Origin of the sequence: Burkholderia crassaminum, assembly GCF_964265005.1 — a bacterium.
Taxonomy (GTDB): Bacteria; Pseudomonadota; Gammaproteobacteria; order Burkholderiales; family Burkholderiaceae; genus Burkholderia.
Genome location: NZ_OZ183800.1, coordinates 1,080,862 through 1,104,985, shown reverse-complemented (window position 1 = coordinate 1,104,985; position 24,124 = coordinate 1,080,862). Strand labels below are relative to the sequence as shown.

Below are 24,124 nucleotides of genomic sequence, written 5' to 3'. Positions count from 1 at the left end.
TTATCGAGCAACGTCGATCTCGACGCGGCGGTTCTGCGCGCGCCCCTGCGCGGTGCGGTTGTCGCCGACCGGATCGGCATCGCCCTTGCCAACGGCTTCGAGGCGGTTCGCCTGTACCCCGGCGGCTTGCAGCATCTGCATGACCTGGGTGGCCCGCTCTTCCGACAGCGCCTGATTCGACGCGAAATGACGGCTGCGAATCGGCACGTTGTCTGTGTAACCGAGAACCGTTACCTTGCCCGGCACCTTGGCGATCTCGGCCGCGATCTTCGAAATCAGCGGGTTCATCGATGCCTGAACCGAAGCGCCACCGGGGCGGAACATCGCGTCGCCGCGGAACGTGACGGCGCTGCGGCGAGCGTCTTCGTCGACGCTGACGGTGTCGGTCGCGATTTCGTCCTTGAGCAACTGCTTGAGGTGTAGTTGCGGCGGCGGTGCGGGTGGCGGCGTCATGCGGGCGATGTCGGCAATCTGCTTCTGGACGTCCGCGCTGCGGCTGAACAGTTCGTACTTGAACCATCCGAATAGTCCGAGCAGGACTACCGACAGGGCGGTCGCTGTGATCCACACTGGAAAATCGTAGAACGACAGACGCTTGCCTTTTGCGCTGGATTGCCAGTGGGGGGACAGCGCCAGTGGCACGGGTTCGCGTTGTGACGTGATGACGTTGTAGAGCCGCTGGCGAATCGCGTCGTGCTTGCGCGTGCCACCGCCCGCACCTCGATAGCGTCCTTCGAAGCCGAGACTAAGCGTCCGGTAAATCACTTCGAGCAGGTCCCGATGCTCGTGAGGGTCTTCGAGCAAGCGGCCGATCAGCAGGTAAACCTTGTCGCCGCCATCGAGGTCCCCGTGAAAGGTAGTTGCCAGCCCCTCTTTGATCCATGCAATCCCCGACGAACCAGCCTTGCCCCACGCGGTTTGCGTTACCGTTTCGTCCAGCGCCGTGCACAGGCAATATCGGGCGCCAATCATGTGGTCGCGGCGGATATTGGTCTGCTCGCAGAGTTTCTCGAATACCCGAACTTCCTGCTTGAGAAGCGCGCGTAGCGACGCGATGGCGTTCTTCGATACAAATTTCTCCGGCATGTCGGCCTGCGCTCGCAGCAGAACACGAGATGCTTCGAGCAATGGATTCGGCGCAGCCTTCACTTGGGCCAGGCGCTGCTCGAAGACCTCGGGCGGTGCAATATCCTCGTTGGCTGGCGTATCGTCTTCCCGGTTCAGCGCATCGGCCAATGCCTCCGGATCTTCCGTGGACGTGTACACGGAATCGATCGGCGTGCTGGCTTTCCTTGGAGTCGACATGGTTAGCGTCCCACCTTTGCCGTCGACGTGGCAATCAGCCGGCAACCGCACTCGGTACGGTGGCCATGCAGCGCCACGAGGCGTCCACCGACGCTGAGCGTCGGATGCGCTTCGATGATCTTGTTGACGCCGTGCGGGCGACCGTCCGGATAGATTTCCGGGCAATCGACCAGATCATGCAGGCGGGCGATTTTCCTGCCGCCGATCTTGTGCGTATCCGAGCCGGTAATGATCCGGCCGCCATGGTCGGTTGCGTCTCCGACGACTGCGATGCTGATTGACATGGTGCTATTCGTAGGCTGGCGCGCTCAATAGCGCGGAAAGGTGCTGAAGTCGATTTTCACTGGCGGCGGCAACGTCCTGGACTGCTCGGCAAGGTAGTTGCCGCGATCCGCCGCCGCTACCCTGGCACGCTCGATGGCAATCTGCGCGGCGGCGTCTTTCAGGCCGAGCGACCGAACGCGCCTGTCGTTGCCGACGAAGAACGTCCGCGCCCAACCGTAACCGCCGGGTGCATATTCATGGAAATAGGGCACGCGGAACCATGCGCGGCTGTCGTGAACGTAATCGTCCAGCAAACGAATCGCGGCGCTAGGCAGCTTTCGCACCGCGGCGTCAGATGTGTGTTCGAGCAGGAACGGCAGCATTTCCTGCGGCGGTGTGAGAACAAAATCCAGGATTGGCTGATACGGGGCAACGGCGCCGAGCAGTTGCAGCACGCGGTCGCGTTCCCCCATCCAGACAGTCGTTGCCCCCTGCCTACGGTGAGTTGGAACGTCCTTCCGTTCAACCGTCAGGAAATAAGCATTGACGTTCTGCTCCAGCGGAATCGCCTTTCCAATCGGCCCCATCTTCAAATTCACGGTTTCAGCCGGTGGGCGTGCCCAATACACCTGCCATCGCCATCGTTGATCGGGATACAGGTACGCCAGCAAGAGCCGGAACTCTTCCGCGGCTTCCAGAAGGTCTGTCTTGTCGTTGGTCGTCACGTCCGTCGTACCCTCCCCGGGCCGCGGAGGCTTCCCAGCCGCAGCCGCCATGATCTCGGCGTCTTTCTTCTTGATTTGTTCGCCGAGTTCAGCCGCCTTTTTCTTGAATGGATTCGCAAGTGCCGGAATCGCAGGCATGCTGAGCGCGGCGGCATCGAGGCCAGCCTTTTGCTTCTCGAGTTGGCTCTTCTCGCGCTTCAGCTTGTCAAGCTGGGAATTCGACGCTGCCTTGCTCGCGATTCGCGTTTCGAGTCCGTGGGGCGTGACCTCGTCTTCAGGCGCATGACGGAAAAAGGCCTGCGACGTGATGTAGGCCTGCGGATTTCCATAGTCCGCGCGCAAGGTACGCCATGCGAGCGACTGACCCATGCCGATACGAAGTGCGGTTTCGACGCTGTCGAGGGGTTTTTGATTGACGGTTGAGAGCCAGTCGTTGAAGGTGCGGGAAACGGATGGCGCCAACGAGAAGTCTCTCACCAAGTCCTCCCGCTTGCGAATATCAGATTGAAGCAGCAGCGGCACCCCGGCCTTTAGTGCTTCGATATACATATTGTGCAAGGTGATCTGACTAAGCTTGCTGCCGTCGCCGTCTCGAGATTTTCCTTCCTCATTGAATGCATAACCACCGCCCACGTCCGAATGCACGCCCGGGTAGGCAACCTCAATCCTGCGCGGCTCGCTGATCGGATAGGCATGCTTCTCCCGAATGGAATCGAGCGGGAAACTCATGCGCTGCTCGTGAATCGAGAAGAAATGCACACATTTCTTGACCGACGATGGGATGTTGAGAGCGCCTTGTGCGGTCCATGCCCAGTGCCCGTCTAGGTCTGCCATATCGATCGCCGCAGTGACTGTATCCGGCAGGCCAACCGATGCAACCGTGTCGAAAATCCCCAGGAAATTGACCTCGTACGGAATCGCGCCCGCGATCATGCCGCCCGGTGCCCAAGTGTTGATGAGACGGTTGACGAATACGCGCGCCCCCGCCGCTCCGCGCGAGAATCCGAACACGTTCACCCATACCTTCTTGATCGAACGATTCAGTTGGCCACCCGGTCCCCCATGCTTCTTCTGAAGCGCAGACAGTTCCCCGTGAAGACGCTCCAGCTTCGCCCGAGTCTTGTATCCGTAGTACACCTGCGATGCGGTTGCTATAGAACCCGCCATTCGGAGAGCCTTAGAAACCTTTCCGACAATTTGCGTCAGCGTGCCGTTCGAGGCGATGACGTCATTGTCGATCGACGCACACAAAGCACGGGCATCCGGGTCATACAACAGGATATCGCCCGCCATCGCCTCGTGCAGCGCGTTCAGCAAGCGGGTGTATCCCCAAGCGACTCGCATGCCAAAACCAAGGGCGAATGCCTTACCTTCAGACGAGAAAGCCATTTCGCCAATTTCATAAAATGGAGTACCGACGCCCGGAACGTACTCGGAGAAAATTCCCGCCTCCTTGTTCTGAGGACAAACGAACGACAATCTCGCGACATTACTGTGTGTCGGCCTTTTCGCGTCTTTAATGTCCCACTCCCGATTATTATTCGTTCCATCGAAGAACAGATTGACGTGAAGTGTCTGCGAACAGCCAGCGGGCTCCCCTGCCAAGGTACTCTTGCCCATTGCTCGGGCCGCTTCACCTTCTGCCAAACGCCCTTGTTCGTTGAACGATTCGGGCCAGCGGATTACGCTCATCGCACCTTCTCCTCACTTTTTGTTCAATTCCGAGTCCAGCACGCCCTGCACGATGTAGGGATCCCGATCATCTATTCTCGGAAAAATCCCTTTCTCATCCCTGATTTGTATGCGAATCCGGTCCCCCGGCAGGAAATGCACCACGAAGCCCGCTGTGCGCGGCCCGTACGGCGGCACGTCAGTGGTTGCTATGTACCACTTACTCGGTGTCTTCCCATCTTGAATCTTGTCAACTTTCCACTTGATCACAAGCTTCATACCCGGACGCCATTGAGAGGGGATACCAATACAGCACGATCCACCACTTTCCGAGCGCTGTTTTCCAGCTGCCTTCGGCAACATATTTGAACCGCCCGCAGACAGGTCTTGATTTTCGTTTGAAATCGTAAATTGATGAATATAATAATCTGTATAGTTATAGCCGCTGACGCTCGACGGATTGATGTCATTCGAATCTGAGCAACCAATCATCGTTAGCAACAGCGAACCGATAAGCAAGACAAGGAAATATCTCAGAACAGTGATATTCATCTCAAGAAAATCTCCTTTTGTGTAGTCAGAATCAAGATGACGCGTAGCGTCTGCGGGCAGCGGCAGAACTCTCCTGCCAAGGTACTTTTTCCCGTTGCTCGAGCAGTTTCGCCCTCGCCCAAACGACCCCGTTCGTTGAATGGCTCAGGCCATCGAATGACGCTCATCGCACCTTCTCCTCACTTCTTGTTCAATTCCGGGTCCAGTACACCCCGCACGATATAGGGATCGTCATCATCGACTTTGGGAAGAATTCCTTTCTCATCCCTGATCTGGATACGAATCCGATCGCCTGACAGGAAATGCACCACAAAGCCCGCGGTGCGCGGCCCATACGGCGGCACGTCCGTGGTCGCCGCGTACCATTTACCTGGCGTCTTTCCATCTTGGATCTTGTCAACCTTCCACTTGATCACGAGCTTCATGCCTGGACGCCAGTGGGCAGGAATGCTGATGCAGCACACGAATCCCCCTCCGCCCGAGCGCGCTTGACCGTCCTTTTTAGGAAAGATATTCGGCCCGCTCGCTGAGACTTCCTGACCTTCACTCCCGACGCGGAATCCGGCGATGTAGTAGTCGGTGTAGTTATAGCCACTCACGTCTGACGGGTTACTCTCATTTGCATCCGAGCACCCAAGGATCGTCGACAGGAAGCCAGCAACAAGAAGACCGGCAAAGCGCTTCGAAACAAATACGATCATTTTTCGGCTTCCTGTTCGTCGAGCGACTTCACATGCTTCTCGAAATCACGCATCAAATCCCGCCATACATACGCCGGAACCAACTCAAACTCTTGTAGCAACGATGCCTCGCCGGCAACAGCCGACCGAATGGCCGATCGAATCTCCCCCTGTCGGTCGAACGCTTCGCCATACTGATACGAGGCCACACAGAACGCGTGAAGATCTGCCCGCAGCGCCAACCCCCATTGAATCGCGCGACCATATCGGCGAAGAAAATCCCGGTACCTGATGGCATATGGCTGATTCGCGTCGATCAGGCCAAGGTCGCTCAACTCGCTCATGAGCGCATGCGGCTCGTCATGCTTTTCCAACGTATCGAGCTGCCGCTGACCGAGTGACAACGAGAACTGCCCCGCATCGTCGACGTGCGAACGTTCTTCGATAGCGATGTACTGCCACTCCGAGTTTCCACCGCGGTACATCCATGTCGTTATCGGGCGCGTGAGTTCAACGCTCACCGCTTTGCCAACGACGTCCACTATCGACGGAAGCGAACGTGGATCGAACCAGCGAAGCAGAACCTGCATGCCTTCGCCGATGTCCGCAAAGAGAAAACGTTGAATATGAATCTTGAGTTCATCGATACCGAGTGCGCTGCGCATCACTGCGAAGCATGGCCGATACAGATCCATCTGATCGATATGACGAACCCATTCGCTATGCGCGTCGTCGATCTCGAAAAGAATCGGAGCCGCGTTTCCGGCCTCCTCCTCAGGCAACCCTTCAAATAACGATCGCACCTCCGGCGAGAACTCGAGCACCCATGCAGCAAGCGCCTCCGGGTACTGCGCGCCATCGACCAGACCATAGAGTTTTCCGTTGTCGTCTACTGTTTTCATGAAGCCAGCCTCAAAGCCGCGGCACAACCGATGCACCGCTCTTCGCGGCTTTCAGCAGACACTCGATGCACACCTTGGGGAGGTGAAGCTCGACGGGAACTTCGTCGGGTTTCGGGAAATAATGGGTGGCTGCATGTGCCAACCAGATGCCGCTGGTGCCACTTTTGATGCTGCCCTGCTCAAGCTCGATATAGCTTCCGCCACCGTTCAGAACCAGCTTCTTTTTCGCCTTGATATGGATCGTGTCGCTGGTGACGTTGATCTCCAGTAGAGCCAGCAGATTGATCGCCTTCTGCAGTGCGTGAATGTCGATATCGCCATCCGCCGCGACGGATTTCATGCCTCCACGCGCTGCAAAATGACGCACCGTATCCTGAGCGCTGACGAGGACGCTACCGCTCGCCGATGCCGCGATATGCGCTCCGCTCGTCAGCGCGACGTGCTGACCGCTCGCGATATGCGTTGTCGCGGGGGTCGTAGTCTGAATGCCGGCGGCGCCGGCAATAACGACGTGCGGCGCACCCAGCTCGGAAAAGCCCTCGTTGGCGGGGTTTTGCGGTCCGCGTATGGCCGCGTTCTGTCTGGCCAGCGTCGCGGCGACTTCTTCCTGATGGGCGTTCGCGTCCTGCGCCGTGGCCTGTTGCGCCAGTTGAGCAATCGTCGACTGCCAACGCGCAGCTTCTTCCAACCGGACAGTCGTTTCACTCATGTCGGTCAAATGCGACTGCGCATTGGGACGTAGCTCCGTCGTAAGCAGCATGCCCTGCCCCGCACGAAACACGCCATGGCCGTCCGTCCGCAGCTCGGCTCCGCGACCGCGCTCATCCTGCCGCCCCGCATTCCCCGCAATACGCGTGATGTACCCCAGATTCAACTGCGAACAACCTTCGTCGCTCGACAGATGCGCCTGGATCTTTCCGTTCGTATCGTCGAAGGCCAGCGTATTCGCCCGCCGGGCACCGACCTCCTTGCTGCGATAACCGGCGAGTGTCTGGTTCTCCGGCAACGCGAACGGCGGCATGTTGAATGCATTCACCGCGCTGCCCACGACGATCGGCAAGTCCGGATCGCCGTTGACAAACGCGACCTCGACCTCATGCCCCCGGCGTGGCAGAAAGATGCCACCGAACTGATCGCCGTGCCACGCACCGGCAACGCGTACCCAGCAGCTGGAACGCTCGTCGCTCCGGCCCAGCCGGTCCCATAGAAACTGCACCTTCACCCGACCGTATGCGTCGGTCCAGATCTCCTGATTCTCGGGGCAAGTCACAACGGCATACTCGACACCTGCCATGCGCGGCTTCGCAATCGTTCGCACCAGCCGAAACGGTTCATTCGTCGGCTGCACCGTGAAATCCGCTTCGCAGCGATACTGCTGGCCGGACCCCGACGCTTCGCCGATCTCTTCGATCGAAAGCCGGCACGCAATCACGGCATATTCGCGATTCGCCGCGCCCTGCGGGTAGTGCGACAGCACGAACGTCTGCCCGGTGACCATGCCACGCAAGTTGCCCTTGCCGTGGGCCCTCAATCCCTGGCACCGCCAGGCCTGCATCTGCACCAGCGTCAGATATTCCGCTTCCGTGCGCGGCTCGTTGTGAGCGCCGGAGAGTCCGGCCGCCCCCGCTTGCGGCTGCGCGTAATCCCCCCACGAATAACGCTCCTGATGAGCGAGGCCCGTATCGCGAGGATCCTCGCGCGTCACGGTCAAATTCGCCCGCGGCAACGTATAGTCGTAGTCGGCAGCCGTCACCACACCCGTGGTCAACGCATGGGACACCGAGAAATCGTGAATGTGTTCCTCGTCGATCCGTCGACTGGTCGGCGGTTCGTAGCGAAGCTCGGCATAGGTATCGCCGAGCGGTTTGAGCGCCCCCATCGAATCGCAAAGCACGAGTCGATGCTTGCCCTCGTCATGCTCGAAGAAGTAGTAGATGCCCCACTCTTCCCACAAACGCTGCAGGAATGTCCAATCGCTTTCGAGGTGCTGACGCTGAATGTCCCGCTTGGGCCATACCTTGTTCGGTCGAGGAGTCGTCAGGCGCTTATCGATCGGGAACGGATAAACCGACAGCACGGCATCCGTGATCTCGACCACCGACATATCCTGGAAAATGCGACAGTCGCAATTCTTGGTCGCATGCCAGAGCCACGGTCGCAGCGTAAGCGCATAGACGATCGAGCGACCGTCTTCACGTACGATGGTCGCCTGACTGACAACGCCGGTGATTTCGCGCGTGCCAGCACCGATATTTGCCATTCCGGCAGCACCGGCGAGACCTGGAATGAAATGCCCCCTGCCCTCGAGCTGGATCGATACGGTCACCTCCGTGCCGATCAGCGCGTCAAGATCGACGTTCGCCGCAATGCTCTGCGAAAAACCGAGTGCGTCCGGCGTTTTCAACTCAAGGACGTACTCGAACAACTCGCCGATCGTCTCGCCTCCAGTGAGCTTTACCGGCGTCAGAAGCGACTGATCACCGTACATCGGCAAGGCCGCTCCGGAAACCGACAGCGTCCGTGGTGCGTCAAACAAAGCCATTCCGATACCTCCGTTGAATCACTCGAATCACCGACGGCCGACGATTTCTGGTCCGCTCGCATCCATTCCGCTCACGCGCGCACCCCCCACAGTTCGAGCCGGAGCGAAGGAAACTCCCCCGCCACATGCAACCCGATCCCGCCGTGGCGCACCACCTCCTCCCACAGCGCCCCGCCCTGCGTCAGCTCGTAATAGATGTATCCCGCGTTGAACGGAATCTGCCGCGGCGGCACCGGCAGGACCTGCATGCCGATACCCGGCAAATGACTACGCACCAGGCTCGGCAGTTTTTCCGACGGCCCCGCCTTCGCCTGCGCGAGAAACTGCTGCCGCAGCACATCGGGCGGCATCGCCGCATTCACGGCCAGCACCAGCGAAGCGAAACCTTGCATATCCACCGGATCGACCACCGCATTGCGCATGCCATGCCCCTGATCCTCGAGCGCAATGCTCTGCGCGCTCCGCACCAGCACGGCATTGAGCAGCCGATGCGTATCGTCGACCACCGGCTTCAGGCAAAGATGCGGCGTCGTATGCTGATAAGGCGGATGTGTCTCGAGCGGACGGCGCGTGTCCGTGCGCAGATGGGTCGACAGTTCCCCCGCCATCGCGATCAGCAGCATGTACAAGTCCGCAGGCGACGTGGTCGGCACGCGCAGCATGTGCTGCAGCAACGGCTCGTACCGGTTCAGGATCTGCAACAGCAGGTAGTCCGTGACAGTCGCCGCACTCGCGGTCGTTTCGTCGGTGCCGGCCAGCCGCTGCGACAGCGCATTCGCGCGCAGGTGAGCGAGATCGTGGATCTTCGTGACCCAGCTCGTCAGCAGATCGCTCGCGCCATAGCCCGACACCGGCGGCACGATCGTGTCATCCAGTTCGATGCTGCCGTCCGCGCGAATGGTCTTCACACTCGTCAGCGCCAGGCCGATCCACGCACTGCCCAGCTCCTTCTCGGGCACCAGGCGCAGCCGGAGGTTCGACAGCTGGACGGACTCGGGCGCCAGCCCGACCGAATTCGAGTCGCGCAGCTCGGTATCGAACACCTGGTAGCGCGCCATCGAATCCGCCGTGTTCTCGAACGTCGTTTCCTCGCAGTTCGGCAAGCGCACCGGCACGGCCAGATAGATCAACTGATCGAGATGTTCCGGACGGATCGTCAACGGCGGCGGCAGCGGTGTATTGCCCGGCGCATCGAACGGCGTGCCGTCAGCGAACACGCCGGTGGCCGACTTGACGATCACCTTCCCGAGCGCGAGCGATTCAAGATCGAGCCCGTAATGCACGAAGCCGAAGAAAAACGGCGACAGCGGCGCCGTACGCATGTGCGCGTACTTCTCGAAATAGCGTTCCTGTTGCTGGAACAGTTGCGGTCTGAAAAACAACCCTTCCTGCCAGGCAACCTTGGCGTACCAGCTCATACGTATCGTCCGTTGTGTTGCGCGACGTGTTTCATTTCTTCTTCGCTTCGTCGATCCTGACAGCCTTGGCCTCGAGATCGACAGTCAGTTTCAGCTTCGGTGTAAAGCGGTACCACGCCTTGTCGGGCGCGACCGGCATCGTGTAGACCGACCGCCACACCGCGTTCGGCAGGTCGCGATAGGCCGCGATCACGCCGATGGCGGTCGTTTCCGGATCGGGCCGCCGGACGACTTTCCGATGCTCGCCGGGCCGCAACAGGAATTCGTCGCGCTTGACGACGTCGTCGGCCAGCACCGTCTTCTCCTGTTTCTCCAACGTGAAGAAATCCGCCGCCTCGAATGCGTTGTCGTTCTTCAGCTCGTAGAGGCGCACCACGATCGGCGCCGCCCGCCCGCGATCGTCCGGATTCACGTCGGATGCCGCGTTGACGGCCAGTTCGAGCCGAATCGGCTCCTTCGGCTTCGGTTCGCCGCTCGCGCAGGCCGAAAGCAGCACGACGGCGGCGCACGAAGCGGCTGTCAAAATCGAACGCATGCAGAATTCACCTCATGAACCGCGAAATGCGTCGCGCGCGGAGAACACGAATGCCCTGTCGCGCGCGACACACCGCACTTACGCTTCCTTGTTGCCCTTGATGTCGAAGCTCGCCGTGACGGCGCCGCCGCTACCGCCCTGCGCGTTCTGCACGACATACTCCTGCTTGACCTTCGAGAACGACAGCGACACCGTCTCTCGGCTCTTCTCTTCGCCGGCCTTGCTGCCCGACGGCTTCACGCGCGTGACGATCACGTCGCTCATCGTGAGCTTCAGGTACTCGAGCGGGTTGCCACCGGCCTTGCGCATCACCAGCACGGCCTGGTCGATGTGCTTGCCCGTCAGCGCGTACTTCATCAGGTTCGGGCTCGCGCGATCGATGTTGTGTTCGAACGTGAGGTCCTTGACGGTCGCCTTCCCGGCGCCGCCGCCGCTCCCCGAATGCATCGACGATTCCTGCAGGATTTCCCAGTCCCAGTTCAGGATCTCGATCTCGTCCTTGTGCTTGTCGTCGAGCGATTCGCCGTTGATGCCGTCGATCTTCAGAAAAATGTCCTGTGACATGCGTAGTATTCCTATTATTAAGTGATTGGAAACGGGCCGATCGCCGTTCGCCGAAGCAATCCGAGGCTCGACCCTGCGGGACCTGCCGGATGGTTAAGCGGCTTCCTTGATCGACGGCAGCTTCGTCACGAGCCGCAGCGAAACGGTCAGCCCTTCGAGCTGGAAGTGCGGGCGCAGGAAGAACTTCGCCTGGTAGTAGCCGGGATTGCCTTCCACATCCTCGACGAGCACCTCGGCCGCCGCGAGCGGCCGGCGCGCCTTCGTGTCCTGAGATGAGTTCGCCGGGTCGGCGTCGACGTAGTGCATGATCCATTCGTTGAGCCAGCGCTGCATGTCCTCGCGCTCCTTGAATGCACCGATCTTGTCGCGCACGATGCACTTCAGGTAGTGCGCGAAGCGCGAGCAGGCGAACAGATACGGCAGGCGCGCGGACAGGTTCGCGTTGGCGGTTGCGTCGGCGTCGTGATACTCGGCCGGCTTCTGCAGCGACTGGGCGCCGATGAAGGTCGCGTGATCGGTATTCTTGCGATGCACGAGCGGGATGAAGCCGTTCTTCGACAGTTCAGCCTCGCGACGATCCGAAATTGCGATCTCGGTCGGGCACTTCATGTCGATCCCGCCGTCGTCCGTCGGGAACGTGTGGCACGGCAGGTTTTCGACCGTACCGCCGGATTCGACGCCGCGGATCAGTGAGCACCAGCCGTATTGCTTGAACGAACGGTTGATGTTGACGCCCATCGCGTATGCCGCGTTGGCCCAGCCGTAGCGGCTGTGATTCGAGCCGTTCGTGTCTTCCTCGAAATCGAACTCGTCGACCGGATTGGTCTTCGCGCCATACGGCAGTCGTGCCAGGAAGCGCGGCATCGCGAGGCCGACGTAGCGCGCGTCCTCGGTATTGCGCAGCGAATTCCACGCGGTGTATTCGAGGTTCTGCGTAAAGATCTTCGTCAGGTCGCGCGGGTTGGCCAGTTCCTGCCAGGACTCCATCTGCAGCACCGATGGGGCCGCACCTGTCACGAACGGCGTGTGCGCTGCCGCCGCTACCTTCGCGATCGAACCGAGCAGGTCGACGTCCGGCGGCGTGTGGTCGAAGTAGTAGTCGGCCACGATGCACCCGTACGGCTCGCCGCCGAGCTGGCCGTATTCCTGCTCGTAGATCTGCTTGAAGAGCGGGCTCTGGTCCCACGCCAGCCCCTTGTAGCGACGCATCGTGCGATGCAGCTCGGTCTTCGAGACGTCCATCACGCGAATCTTCAGGTGCTCGTCCGTCTCGGTGTTCGACACGAGATGGCTCAGGCCGCGCCATGCCGATTCGAGCGCCTGGTAGTCGTCGTGATGCAGGATCAGGTTGATCTGCTCGGAGAGCTTGTGATCGATCTGCGCGATGATGGCGGCGATGCTCTTGTAGGCATCGTCGCTGATCGTGATCGATTGCACGAGCGCCTGCTCAGCGAGCGTTTGCACCGCATGTTCCACCGCCGCGCGGGCCTGGTCCGTCTTCGGACGGAATTCCCGTTCCAGCAACTGCGTGAAATCGGACTGGGTGGTTGCCAGCGCCTCGACGGCCTGTGCTTGCTGTTTTGCCATGATGGTCATCCTCGATCGGTTTGTCGGTCAGCTCGCGTCGCCCGGATCGGCCGCGCCTTCTTCGAGCCGCTCGGGCCGCGGTGCCGCGGCCAGCGACTTCAGCAGCGCCGGGTCCTGCAGCAACTGGGTGACGAGCGCCTCGGCCCCCGACTTGCCGTCCATGTACGTCTGCAGGTTCGCCAGTTGCGTACGCGCCTGGAGCAAGCGGCGCAGCGGCTCCACCTTGTCGGCGATCGCAGCCGGCGAGAAGTCCTCCATGCTTTCGAAGGTCATGTCGACCATCATCTGGCCTTCGCCCGTCAGCGTATTCGGCACGGCAAACGCGACGCGCGGCCGGATCGCCTTCATGCGCTCGTCGAAGTTGTCGATATCGATTTCCAGGAACAGGCGGTCCGACACCGCCGGCAGCGGTTCGACCGGATACTTGCCGGACAGGTCGGCGAGCACGCCCATTACAAACGGAAGCTCGATTTTCTTCTCCGAGCCATACACTTCGACGTCGTATTCGATCTGCACGCGCGGCGCACGATTGCGCGCGATGAACTTCTGCGAACTGCTAGCGGACATGAACAGTCTCCTGACAGTGGTTGACGGATGTCGAGCTCAACAGCAAGGCTCGACAAGATGAGAAGGGGTCGCCTCGAACGTCAGCGCATGGGCGGGCGATGCGGACGCGTCGGTCACGCCGATCGCGATGTGCGCGAGCGGCGCGCGCGATGCAAACGCATCGAGCCAGAGCGAGGAAAGGCGCGGCAGCAAGTGCTGTTCGATGAAGCCAATGAGCACGCGCGCACCGGTCTCCTGAACCAGGCAGCGGCCGACGATGTAGTTCACAACCGTGTCGTCGTACGCAAGCACGATGTCGTGGCTGTCCACCATGCGCTTCACGACGCGATCCAGATGCAGGCGGACGATACTGGCGAGCGCGTCGTCGGCCAGCGGCCGGTACGGCACGACCGTCACCCGCCCCATGAACGCCGCCGGGAATACCTCCAGCAACTCCGGGGCAAGCGCGGCCCGCAAGCCATCGAGATCCGGCGACAGCGCAGGATCCGCGCACAGACTCGCGCTCAGGTCGGCACCGACGTTGCTCGTCAGCAGGATGGTGGTATTGCGGAAATCGATATGTCGGCCGTCGCCGTCTTCCATGTAGCCCTTGTCGAACACCTGGAAGAACATTTCGTGCACGTCGCGATGCGCCTTCTCGATCTCGTCGAGCAACACCACCGCGTATGGGCGGCGGCGCACCGCTTCGGTCAGCACACCGCCTTCGCCGTAGCCGACATAGCCGGGCGGCGCGCCCTTCAGGCCCGACACGGTGTGCGATTCCTGATACTCGCTCATGTTGATCGTGATCAGGTTCTGTTCGCCTCCGTACAGCGCTTCGGCAAGCGCCAGTGCGGTCTCGGTCTTGCCGACACCGGACGGACCGGCAAGCAGGAACACGCCCAGCGGCTTCTTCGGATCGGTCAGGCCGGATCGTGCGGTCTGCACGCGCTCGCCGATCAGGTGCAGTGCGTCGCGTTGCCCGATCACGCGCGCACCCAGCGTTTCCGGAAGGCGGCGCACGGCGGCAATCTCGTCGGTGACCATGCGGCCGACCGGGATGCCGGTCCAGTCCGAAACGATCTCGGCGACGATGGAGGCGTCGACCTCGGGAAAGACGAGCGGCACATCACCCTGCAGCGCGGCCAGCGTCCGTTCGAGTTCACGCAGCCGGTCGACCGATACCGGCGAACCATCTGCGTCCGCGATCGCGGCTTCGCGCACGGCGAGCAACGCCTGGGCGGCCTGCGCCTGCTCACGCCACCGATCCGCGATCGCCGCCTCTTCCGTCGCCAGCACGTCGATGCGCGTGCGCACGCGATTCAACGCCTTGTCTGCATCGAGACCGATGCGGGCCTCCTGCACCAGCAGCGTCTCTTCGGCACGCGCGGCAGCCAGGCGCTGCCGCACGTCGTCCAGTTCGCGCGGTGTCGCGTGCTGCGACAACTCCACGCGCGCGCACGCGGTGTCGAGCAGGCTGATCGCCTTGTCGGGCAGCTGACGGGACGGAATGTATCGATGCGACAGTGTCACTGCGGCGCGGATCGCTTCATCGCGAACGACGACGCCGTGATGCGACGAGAACGTCGGCACGAGCCCGCGAACCATGTCGGTCGCCGCCGCCTCGGACGGCTCCGCGACCTGCAACACCTGGAAACGCCGGGTCAGCGCCGGGTCCTTCTCGATATGCCGCTTGTACTCGGCCCAGGTCGTCGCGCCAATCGTGCGAATCGTGCCGCGTGCAAGCGCGGGTTTGAGGAGGTTGGCGGCATCGCCGGTGCCGGCTTGCCCGCCCGCACCGATCAGCGTATGGATTTCGTCGACGAACAGGATGACGGGCGCCGCCGATCGTGCCGCGGCCTCGAGCACGCCCTTCAGGCGAGCCTCGAATTCGCCCTTCATGCTGGCCCCTGCCAGCAGCGCGCCGACATCGAGGCTCAGCAACCGTACGTCGGCGAGATTCGGCGGCACGTTGCCCGCTGCGATCGAGCGTGCAAGCCCCTCCACGACGGCCGTCTTGCCGACGCCGGCCTCGCCGGTAACCAGCGGATTGTTCTGCCGCCGACGCAGCAACACGTCGATCATGGTGCGGATTTCGAGTTCGCGGCCGATGACGGGATCGATTTCGCCGGCACGCGCCCGCGCGGTGAGATCCAGGCAATACTGCTCGAGCACGTTGCCCTTCGACGGGCCCGGCAGCGCACCGGAAGCCTCGCCCGGCAGGGCCGGTACAAGTTCGCTGCGGTCGTACGGCCCGTCCGCTGCCTCCGGCGACCCGTCGATCCAGGCGGGAAGCGCGTCCCCAAGATCTTCCACCGGAATCTTGCCGAATTCGGGGGAAATGGCGAGGAGCACGCGCCGAAGTTCCGGCGTCGAGACAAGCGCCGCGATCAGCCATGCACCGCGCACGCGACGATCTCCATGCCCGAGGGTCGCCAGCACCCAGCCACGCTCGATGGCCGCTTCGATATGCCAGGAAAAATCGCTGATCGAACTTGCGCCGGCGGGTAACGCAGCGAGCGCACGTGCAAGATCGCGCTCGAGCGCATCGCGATCGATCTCCGCATGACGCAAGATCCGCTGCAGGTCGCCGTCAGGCTGCTGGAGCAACTGGTGCAGCCAGTGGACTAGTTCGACGAACGGATTCCCGCGCAGTTTGCAGAAACTCGTCGCCGACTCGATTCCCCGGTAAAGCTCGACCCCGAGCTTGCCGAACAAAGTCTGGCGTGAAATGTTCATGATGGTCTTGTTTTGTTCGTTAGCGTGTTTCGAACGAATCCGCTCCAGCAATGAGGAGTCCTTTATGCTCGTCGTACCAGGCGGGATCTCGAACCCTCAAAACACGCATCTCTCTCCGATTCGAAAAAACGGCCGACTCGAATCAGGAGCCGAATTATCAACACGAAACAATAAACACGTCAACGCATTAATTTCATCGCAAATATTAAATAAAAATTCGGACTAGTCCTATAGTCCACGGCATCAAATCCATGCAAAAGCAACCGAAAAATCATGCACGACCAACGCCACCCCATCGAACTCACCACACGCAAGTCACTGTTATTTCGAGATAAAAATCATGAATCCACCACCAAAAATGCAAACAAATGGCAGCATCACTTTGATTCAAATCGTATTTTTATTTAACTGTTTCAATTTTTAACAATCGATTTTCAAACATTCAATTGTCCAAGTCCTTTTTTGAGACGATATATTCATCGATACTCACGTTTTATTTTCAGATCTTTCGCCACCGAACCTGCCCATGCGCCCCCTTCGCCTGCCGTGGCATCATCAGTCGAACACCCCGCTCGTCGCGTCCGTGCCGGAGAAAGCACGTCCGTCCGTTACCGACACGTTGCCGCTGGACGACGCCTTCGGTTCCGCTCGCACCGACGACGACATGCTCGCTCTGCTCGGTATCGGCACCCGGGAAGATGCTGCTGCCCGTTCGCATACCACCGCGGACACGGCCGACATCGAGGCCGGCAACACCGACGCGCTGATCGATGCGCTTCATGCGCAGTACTGGCGCGCGCTCGCCGATCCAGGCGCACCGATCGCTTCCGTATGGGCCCCATCGGTGGACGACACGCTTGCGCCCCCGATCGCACCGGATCACCCGCACGACTCGCCGGCTTACGAAAGCCCGGGGCGTTCGGATTCGATCGAGACGTTCCTGTCCGGCAATCGCACGATCGAGGATGCCTTCGGCCATCTGGTCGGACACGTGGAAGCGGTGACCGATGGCGAATCCGTTCCGGAGATCCTGCAACTGTTCGCGCCACCCGAATTTCATGCCGAGTCCGCGCGCCGCGCCCCCGCCCCGCCACCGCTTACCCGGCGCGAGCACCATGCGCTGTCCGTGGACAGCCCGTTGGTCGCGCCCTTGCGCAAGGACCAGCCATGACCGCGCACACCACCACCGATACGCCCGCCACCCATCGCGCGGACAACATTCCGCTCGCCGACCAGATCGCGCGAATCGAAACGCGCATCCGCTCGCAACCGACAACCGCGCCACATCGCCGTGCGCTGTTCCAGCTGCTGTGCATCGTCGGCGAGTGGTCACGCGCGATGCAGCAACTGCAGGTGTGGGCGAAGCTCGATCCGGATCAGGCCCGAACCGCGCAGATGTATCGCGACCTGATTCGTGCCGAACGGTGGCGGGCAAAGGTGGTCGAGGGCCGCGAACACCCTGGCGCCATCCATGCATCGCCGCCCTGGATCGATGCACTGCTGGACGCGATACGTCACGCTGCCGACGGGCAGGTCGAACAGGCCGACATCGTGCGCGACTCGGCGTTCCGGGCTGCGCCGAATGTTCCGCTCGTCGCCCCGCAGGGGCATGCCGCCTGGATCGCCGACAGCGATTCCCGCTTCGGCCCGGCCTGCGAATTCATCACGGCCGGACACTATCGCTGGGTGCCGTTCGCCGACCTGGCAGCATGGCGCGTGTCGCAGCCGGCGCAACCAATCGATCTGGTCTGGGCGCCCTGCACACTCACGCTCGTCGACGGCAGCCTCATCCACGGCTTCATGCCGGCCCGGTATCCGGGTTCGGAAATCGGCAGCGACGCCGTGCGTCTCGGACGCGAGACTCTCTGGCGCGACATCGGCCGCACAGGTGTCGTCGCACTCGGGCAGAAAACCTGGGCAACGGACCTGGGCGACTTCAGCTTGTTCGAACTGGCGCACGCCGAGTTCGGCTCGCGCGTCACGCCGGTTGCGATCGGCGCGGATCCAGCCCATGACTGAACGCCGACAACGCCAGCCGGGTACCGATGCACCGGCCGTACGTACACCGCGGCGAGCCAACTCGCATCTGATGCCGACGCTGCTCGACCGCCTGCGCGACGATGCTCCGCATCGACAGACCGAAGCCCCGGAGGAATACACGGTCACGCGCAAGCAGATGCGCGACATCGTGCAGCGCGATCTCGCTTATCTGCTCAACACGACGAGCATCGAAGACCGGATCGATCGCGCCCGCCATCCGCAAGCCGCTGCGTCGACCGTGAATTTCGGCGTGCCGCCGCTCGCGGGCACCTTTATCGCGTCGCGCCAGTGGAACGACGTCGAATGCATGATCAGTCGCGCCATCGGCGATTTCGAGCCGCGCCTGATTCCGGATTCACTGGTGGTATCGCCCCGCACCCACGCCGATGCCGATTCCGCGGGCGAACATCACAACGTGCTCGCCTTCGAAGTGCGCGGGCTGATTCACATGGATCCGTATCCGCTCGAATTCATGGTGCAAAGCTCGCTGGATCTCGAAACGAGCGAGATCCGCATCACGGGCATGCGCGCCGGCTGAGCACGGCGCGCACACCACGACCCTAACGAGGCCTCTCCGATGGACCCGCGACTGCTCGATTACTACAACCAGGAACTCATTTACATGCGCGAGCTCGCCGCCGAGTTCGCGCATGCGCATCCGAAGATCGCGCGTCGGCTCGGCATGCAGGCCGGTGAAGTGGCCGATCCTTACGTCGAGCGGCTGATCGAATCGTTCAGCTTCATGGCGGCGCGTATGCAGATCAAGCTCGATGCGGAGTTTCCGCGTTTCACAGAGCGGCTGCTCGAGGTCATCTACCCGAACTACGTCGCGCCGACTCCATCGATCTCGATCGCTCGCCTGTATCCCGGACAGGCGGAAGGTAGCCTCGTCGATGGCTATCGCCTTGCGCGCGGGACCGCGTTCACCGCGCAGGTTCCCGATGGCGAGCGCACGGCCTGCCAGTTCACGAGCGGACAGGACGTCACGCTGTGGCCGCTCGCGATCACCGACGTGCGGCTGACCGGCATTCCACCGGACATCCCGGCGCTGGAGCGTTATTGCCCGCCCGATATGCAAGTGCGTGGGGCGCTGCGAATCAGGCTCGCGACCACCGGCAATATGCGGATCGCCGACCTGAAAGGACTCGACCGGCTTCCGGTCTATCTGGCAGGCGACGAACAAGTCGCGTCGCACCTGTTCGAATTGCTGCATGCCAGCGGCATCGCTTCCGTGATCGGCGCGCCCGGCGAGTTCGGCACGCCGGGCGCGCCGATCACGGCCGTCACCGACCATGCGGTCGAACACGAAGGTCTGGGTACCGATCAAAGCCTGTTGCCGCTCAACTGGGCCAAGTTCCACGGGCACAACCTGCTGCACGAGTACTTCGCCTGCCCCGCGCGGTTCTGGTTCTTCGCGTTGAACGGCCTTGCCGAAGGGTTCTCGCGCGTCAACGGCCGGGAAGTCGAGATCGTCGTCCTGCTCGACCGGGCGCCCGGGTCGCTCGCCAATCTCGTCGATGCATCGCGCTTCGCGCTCTTCTGCACGCCCGTCATCAATCTGTTCCGCAAGCATACCGACCGGGTCGAGATCTCGCCGCGCGACACCGAATTCCATCTGGTACCGGCTCGACTCACGCCGCTCGACTACGAGGTGTTCTCGGTCAGCGCCGTCTACGGGCAGGTCGCCGCGACGTCGTCCGAACTCGAGTTCCGGCCGCTCTACCAGACGCTGAACAACGATGAAGGCAACCACGGCCGTTATTTTTCGATGCGGCGCGAGCGGCGCCTGCTGTCCGATTCGGCGCGCCGCTACGGGACGCGCACGCCGTACGTGGGGACGGAAGTCTTTCTCTCGCTCGTCGACCAGGCCGAGGCGCCATATGGCGAAAACATCCGCTTCCTGTCGGTCGAGGCACTGTTGACGAACCGCGATCTCGCCACGCTCGTGCCGCGCGACGGCGTGCACGACCTGGAGACCGCGCAGTCCGCGCCGGTCGACAGCATCGGCCTGATCCGCCCGCCGAGCGCACCGTTGCCGCCTTATGCCGAGCGGGAAATGGCGTGGCGCCTGATCCGCCAGCTGAACTTCAACTATCTGCCGCTCGAAGCGCTCGATCACCGGGAGGGCGGGCAAGGCCTGCGCGACCTGTTGCACCTGTATCTCGTAGATGGCGACGCCGGACAAGGCCGGCAGGTCGAAAGCCTCGTGGGCGCGAAAACGCGCGCGGTGACGCGCAAGCTGCCGGGAACCGGCCCGATGACCTTCGGCCGCGGCATCGAATGTGCGCTGACGGTCGACGAGACTGGCTTCTCGGGCGTGAGCCCCTATCTTTTCGGCACGATCCTCGAACATTGGCTCGCGCGGCACGTGTCGATCAACAGCTTCACGCAGACGGAGCTGCACTCGATGCAACGCGGCCGGATCGCGCGCTGGCCGGCGCGCACCGGCACGCGCGGGGCCCTGTGATGAAGCGCGTCACGCTCCCCGCGCTGCTGCGCGACAACGCCCTGTCGCCCGAATTACTCGACGCCCTGCAGGCCGAACCCTGGCGTTTCGGGTTCCTGTCGTTGCTGCGGCGGATCGCTGCGAACCCCGCGATCGATCCGATCGGCACCGCGCGTCGGCCGCAGGCCGAACCGTTCAGGCTGGGCCAGCAGCCGAGCCTGGCCTTCGCGCCGCGGGAAATCGCGAGCGCACACGAGATGGCCGGGCGACTCAAGGTGCGGCTGTTCGGCCTCGGCATGCTGGGGCCCAACGGCCCACTCCCCATCCACATGACCGAAATCGCGAAGGATCGGGAAAGCAGCCGCCGCGACACGACCACGGTCGACTTCTTCGACATCTTCCATCACCGGTTCTTCACCCTGTTCTATCGGGCGTGGGCGTCCGCACAGGCGGCTGCAGGCCTCGACCGGAAACACGACGAGCAGTTCTCGTTCTATGTCGCCAGCCTTGTCGGGCAAGACATCGGCGAAATCACCCGGCGCGCCCTTCCGTCGCATGCGCGCCTTGCCGCCTCGGCCCATCTCGTTCGAGAGTCGCGCAATCCGGACGGGCTGCGCGCCACGCTCGAACATTATTTCGGCGTCCCGGTCGCCCTCGAGGAAAACGTCTTTCACTGGATCGAAATCGATCCGGCCGACTGCGGGCGCATGGGTTACCCGGGCGCTGCCGCGACGATGGGCCACGGCGCGGTGCTCGGGCGCGTCGCACCGGACCGCCAGCACCGGTTCCGCATCGTAATCGGCCCCGTCGATCTCGACGCGTACCTGCGCTTCACGCCGCAAGGCGAAGACCTGCCGCGCCTCGTCGAGTGGGTGCGGGCATTCGTCGGTCACGAGCTCGAATGGGAACTCGAGCTGCGCATCAAGCCCGAGAGCGCGCCGCCGGCCGTGATGGGCGGCCGGCAGCGGATGGGCTGGTCCGGCTGGCTGGGCCGCCCTGCGTCCGACAAGCCGATCACCGGCATGCGCTTTGAGCCCGAACGCCATGCACGCCATTTCAATCGCCGCGACACGGCCTCCGAACATCGACCATGAGCAGGAAATCGTCTACCACGCAAAACACGCCCGGCCGGGCGGCCGTCGCGGATACGCCGCATGAGGACTGGCTCGCGCCGTTGAGCGATACGGCGCCGTGCGGCCCGGATCTCGAATACGACCACGATTTCGTGGTGCTGTTTGCCGGCACCGCGCCCAGGCAGGATGTGCAATACGGCGCCTTCGTCGGTGCGCCCGATCCGCTCAACTGGAGCGAGATCGAGCGAGACTGCCGACGTTTGATGACGCGGACGAAGGACATGCGCGTCGCCATGCTGCATACGCGCTGCCGCACGCGCCTGGGCGGCGTGGCGGGTCTTGCGGATGGGACGCGGCTGCTGGCGGCCTGGTTGCAGGCGTTTCCGGACCAGGTCCATCCACAGGCCGATGCCGACAACGATCGACCTGCCGCGCTGGAAATGCGGATGAACGCATTGCAGGCGCTGTCGGATCCGGAAGGGTTGCTGGCCGATGTGCGGGAAATCGTCCTGACACGATCGACCGCCACCCGGCTGCAGGTACGCGACGTCGAGCGTGCATTCGCACATCCGCGTCCGGTCGATGCGCTCGCGCCCGATTCGGTCGCGCTGCAGTTGCAGAACCTGCGCGAACAGCAGCCGTCGACGATGAAGGCCTTCGACGACACGATCTCGAGCCTCTGCGCCATCGATACGTGGTGCGCGACGCATCTCGAGACGTATCTGCCGGATTTCTCCTCGTTGATCCGCCTGCTCCGGCTCTTTCAAGCAAGCGAACCGCAGGTCGATACCCGATCCGACACTTTGCCTGCGGTCGAGCACGAGGACCGCGATACACCGGCGTTGGCGGCACTCGCCGAAACGCCCGCATCGCCGGCACGCCCGGATGATGCGCCGGCTGCTTCTCCAACCTCGACGTCCGTTGTCGCGCCCGCCCCCCTTGCGCCGACGGACCGGCAGGCAGCGTTGACGTTGATCTGCGCGGCACGCCGGTGGTTCGAAACGAACGAACCGAGCAGCCCCATTCCGGTGCTGCTCAAACGCGCCGAACAATTCGTCGGGAAACGCTATGTCGATGTCGTCAAGGCCATCCCGCCGGAGCTGCTCGCTCAGTGGGAAGAGGCCGATGGCTCATGACGGCATCTCGTCACGCCTTGGCGTGACGAGATGCAACACGCATTCGACGATCAGCTCTCCACATCCTCGAGACTGAACACCTCCGTCTTGTCGTTATACGAAAAGACTTCGCCGTAACGCCCCCAGTCGATCACCGCGTCGAGCGTTTCCTCCGCTGCTTCGTCGGACAGGAAATCCTCCAGCTCCTGCTCGAAGCGCACGCGCGGCGCGCGATGGCCCGGACGCTCGTTCAGCACCTTCCGGATCCGCGCAGCCAGCGGCACGTGCTTCAGCAAATGATCCGCGAACATCAGCTTGCGCTCCTGCGTGCCGAATTCCGCGAACACGCGCGCGGGCGGCGTCAGGAACACGTCGCCTTCCCGCACGTCCGCGAAACCGAGGTACTGCAGCACTTCGGCGATCGGGAACAGTTCGTCGACCTCGAGATGCAGCGTGCGCGCAATTTCCGGCATGTCCGCGCGGCCATGGTACGGCGCCATCGCGAGCGTTTCGATCAGGCCGGACATCAGGTTGGTCGACACGCGCGGCAGCCAGCTGCCGAGCTCCAGCCCCTTCTTCGTCGCCTCGTTGGTCGCGCGCGCCGTCATCTTCGCGTAGATGTCGTCGACCAGCTTGCGGAAATCAGTGTCGAGCCGATTACGCGGATGCTTGAACGGCACCTTGATCTCCGCGATCACCCGGCCCGGGTTCGACGACAGCACGAGGATCCGGTCGCACATGAACACGGCTTCCTCGATGTTGTGCGTGACGATCAGCACCGACTTGATCGGCATGCGGCCCTGCGTCCACAGATCGAGCAGGTCGGTACGCAGCGTCTCCGCGGTCAGCACGTCGAGCGCGGAGAACGGCTCGTCCATCAGCAGGATCGTCGGATCGACGACGAGCGCGCGCGCAAAGCCGACGCGCTGGCGCATGCCGCCCGACAGCTCGCGCGGGTACGCGTTTTCGAAACCGTCGAGACCGATCAGGTCGATCGCGGCGAGCGCACGCTCGCGCCGCTCGCGTGCACCGACGCCGAGCGCCTCGAGGCCGGCTTCCACGTTCTGCAGCACCGTGAGCCACGGGAACAGCGCGAAGGTCTGGAACACCATCGCGACGCCTTCGGCCGGGCCGCTCAGCGGCTTGCCGAGGTAGGTCACTTCGCCGCCGGTGGGCTCGATCAGGCCGGCAATGATGCGCAGCAGCGTCGACTTGCCCGAGCCGGAACGGCCGAGCAGCCCGACGATCTCGCCTTCGCGCAGCGACAGGTTCGCATCGTCGAGCACGAGCAGCTCGCCCTGCGTCTTGTTGAAGCCGCGGTTCACGTGCTCCACGCGCAGGATTTCGTCGCCGAGGCGCGGCGGCTGCAGTGGCTGGGACGTCTTGACGGGGGCGTTGATAACGTTCGAATTTTGCATCG

General features: G+C 62.4%; 20 protein-coding genes. 6 read left to right on the top strand and 14 right to left on the bottom strand.

From position 1 onward, the window contains the following. The 13 genes from tssL to tssH form a co-directional block, all read right to left on the bottom strand. Positions 1–1,305 (bottom strand): type VI secretion system protein TssL, long form, encoded by a 1,305-nt coding sequence (tssL, locus tag ACPTTF_RS22100; protein ID WP_423368201.1) that lies wholly within the window; start codon positions 1,303–1,305, stop codon positions 1–3. Between the two features lie 2 nt (positions 1,306–1,307). Further along, entirely contained in the window at positions 1,308–1,589 is a 282-nt protein-coding gene (locus ACPTTF_RS22095) for a PAAR domain-containing protein (protein WP_423368200.1), read from the bottom strand. A gap of 24 nt (positions 1,590–1,613) precedes the next feature. Beyond that, positions 1,614–3,986, bottom strand: coding sequence for a T6SS phospholipase effector Tle1-like catalytic domain-containing protein (locus tag ACPTTF_RS22090; RefSeq protein ID WP_423368198.1), 2,373 nt, complete (start codon positions 3,984–3,986; stop codon positions 1,614–1,616). 12 nt (positions 3,987–3,998) lie between these two features. After that, complete coding sequence (locus tag ACPTTF_RS22085; protein ID WP_423368197.1) at positions 3,999–4,517, bottom strand: DUF3304 domain-containing protein; 519 nt, start codon at positions 4,515–4,517, stop codon at positions 3,999–4,001. A 179-nt stretch (positions 4,518–4,696) separates the two neighbouring features. After that, positions 4,697–5,218 carry a DUF3304 domain-containing protein gene (locus ACPTTF_RS22080; protein WP_423368195.1) on the bottom strand — a complete coding sequence of 174 codons (522 nt, stop codon included), beginning with the start codon at positions 5,216–5,218 and terminating at the stop codon, positions 4,697–4,699. Next, a complete protein-coding gene (locus ACPTTF_RS22075; protein WP_423368193.1) occupies positions 5,215–6,099 on the bottom strand; it encodes a DUF4123 domain-containing protein in 885 nt (294 codons plus the stop codon). Before ACPTTF_RS22075 ends, ACPTTF_RS22080 begins: the two co-directional genes overlap by 4 nt. 10 nt (positions 6,100–6,109) lie before the next feature. Beyond that, positions 6,110–8,641: a type VI secretion system Vgr family protein gene (locus tag ACPTTF_RS22070; RefSeq protein ID WP_423368192.1), complete on the bottom strand. Its 2,532-nt coding sequence runs from the start codon at positions 8,639–8,641 to the stop codon at positions 6,110–6,112. Between the two features lie 71 nt (positions 8,642–8,712). Next, entirely contained in the window at positions 8,713–10,059 is a 1,347-nt protein-coding gene (tssK, locus tag ACPTTF_RS22065) for a type VI secretion system baseplate subunit TssK (RefSeq protein WP_423368191.1), read from the bottom strand. Positions 10,060–10,090: 31 nt separating this feature from the next. Then, positions 10,091–10,594, bottom strand: a complete 504-nt coding sequence (gene tssJ, locus ACPTTF_RS22060; protein WP_423368190.1) for a type VI secretion system lipoprotein TssJ — start codon at positions 10,592–10,594, stop codon at positions 10,091–10,093. 78 nt (positions 10,595–10,672) lie between these two features. Continuing rightward, on the bottom strand, positions 10,673–11,158 hold the full coding sequence (locus ACPTTF_RS22055; RefSeq protein ID WP_166951133.1) for an Hcp family type VI secretion system effector: 486 nt from the start codon (positions 11,156–11,158) through the stop codon (positions 10,673–10,675). A 93-nt stretch (positions 11,159–11,251) separates the two neighbouring features. Next, positions 11,252–12,745, bottom strand: coding sequence for a type VI secretion system contractile sheath large subunit (gene tssC, locus ACPTTF_RS22050; RefSeq protein ID WP_166951129.1), 1,494 nt, complete (start codon positions 12,743–12,745; stop codon positions 11,252–11,254). Positions 12,746–12,772: 27 nt separating this feature from the next. Continuing rightward, the gene (tssB, locus tag ACPTTF_RS22045; RefSeq protein ID WP_423368189.1) at positions 12,773–13,312 is read right to left on the bottom strand and encodes a type VI secretion system contractile sheath small subunit; all 540 of its coding nucleotides are present in this window, start codon (positions 13,310–13,312) and stop codon (positions 12,773–12,775) included. Between the two features lie 36 nt (positions 13,313–13,348). Next, positions 13,349–16,030: a type VI secretion system ATPase TssH gene (tssH, locus tag ACPTTF_RS22040; protein WP_423368188.1), complete on the bottom strand. Its 2,682-nt coding sequence runs from the start codon at positions 16,028–16,030 to the stop codon at positions 13,349–13,351. A gap of 619 nt (positions 16,031–16,649) precedes the next feature. Between tssH and ACPTTF_RS22035 the strand changes: the two genes are divergently transcribed. From ACPTTF_RS22035 to ACPTTF_RS22010, 6 genes are read left to right on the top strand one after another with little or no spacing between them, the layout of a single operon-like run. Next, complete coding sequence (locus tag ACPTTF_RS22035) at positions 16,650–17,201, top strand: TagK domain-containing protein (protein WP_423391177.1); 552 nt, start codon at positions 16,650–16,652, stop codon at positions 17,199–17,201. Next, on the top strand, positions 17,198–18,049 hold the full coding sequence (locus tag ACPTTF_RS22030; protein WP_423368186.1) for a type VI secretion system accessory protein TagJ: 852 nt from the start codon (positions 17,198–17,200) through the stop codon (positions 18,047–18,049). The genes ACPTTF_RS22035 and ACPTTF_RS22030 overlap by 4 nt, the downstream gene beginning before the upstream one ends. Then, the gene (gene tssE, locus ACPTTF_RS22025; protein WP_423368185.1) at positions 18,042–18,608 is read left to right on the top strand and encodes a type VI secretion system baseplate subunit TssE; all 567 of its coding nucleotides are present in this window, start codon (positions 18,042–18,044) and stop codon (positions 18,606–18,608) included. The genes ACPTTF_RS22030 and tssE overlap by 8 nt, the downstream gene beginning before the upstream one ends. 39 nt (positions 18,609–18,647) lie before the next feature. Further along, complete coding sequence (gene tssF, locus ACPTTF_RS22020) at positions 18,648–20,537, top strand: type VI secretion system baseplate subunit TssF (protein WP_423368184.1); 1,890 nt, start codon at positions 18,648–18,650, stop codon at positions 20,535–20,537. Then, positions 20,537–21,610 (top strand): type VI secretion system baseplate subunit TssG, encoded by a 1,074-nt coding sequence (tssG, locus tag ACPTTF_RS22015; protein ID WP_423391176.1) that lies wholly within the window; start codon positions 20,537–20,539, stop codon positions 21,608–21,610. The genes tssF and tssG overlap by 1 nt, the downstream gene beginning before the upstream one ends. Then, entirely contained in the window at positions 21,607–22,725 is a 1,119-nt protein-coding gene (locus ACPTTF_RS22010) for an ImpA family type VI secretion system protein (protein ID WP_423368182.1), read from the top strand. Before tssG ends, ACPTTF_RS22010 begins: the two co-directional genes overlap by 4 nt. Before the next feature lie 50 nt (positions 22,726–22,775). On the opposite strand, the gene ACPTTF_RS22005 is transcribed toward ACPTTF_RS22010, so the two are convergent. Continuing rightward, entirely contained in the window at positions 22,776–24,122 is a 1,347-nt protein-coding gene (locus ACPTTF_RS22005; protein ID WP_423368181.1) for an AAA-associated domain-containing protein, read from the bottom strand. Positions 24,123–24,124: the final 2 nt, after the last annotated feature.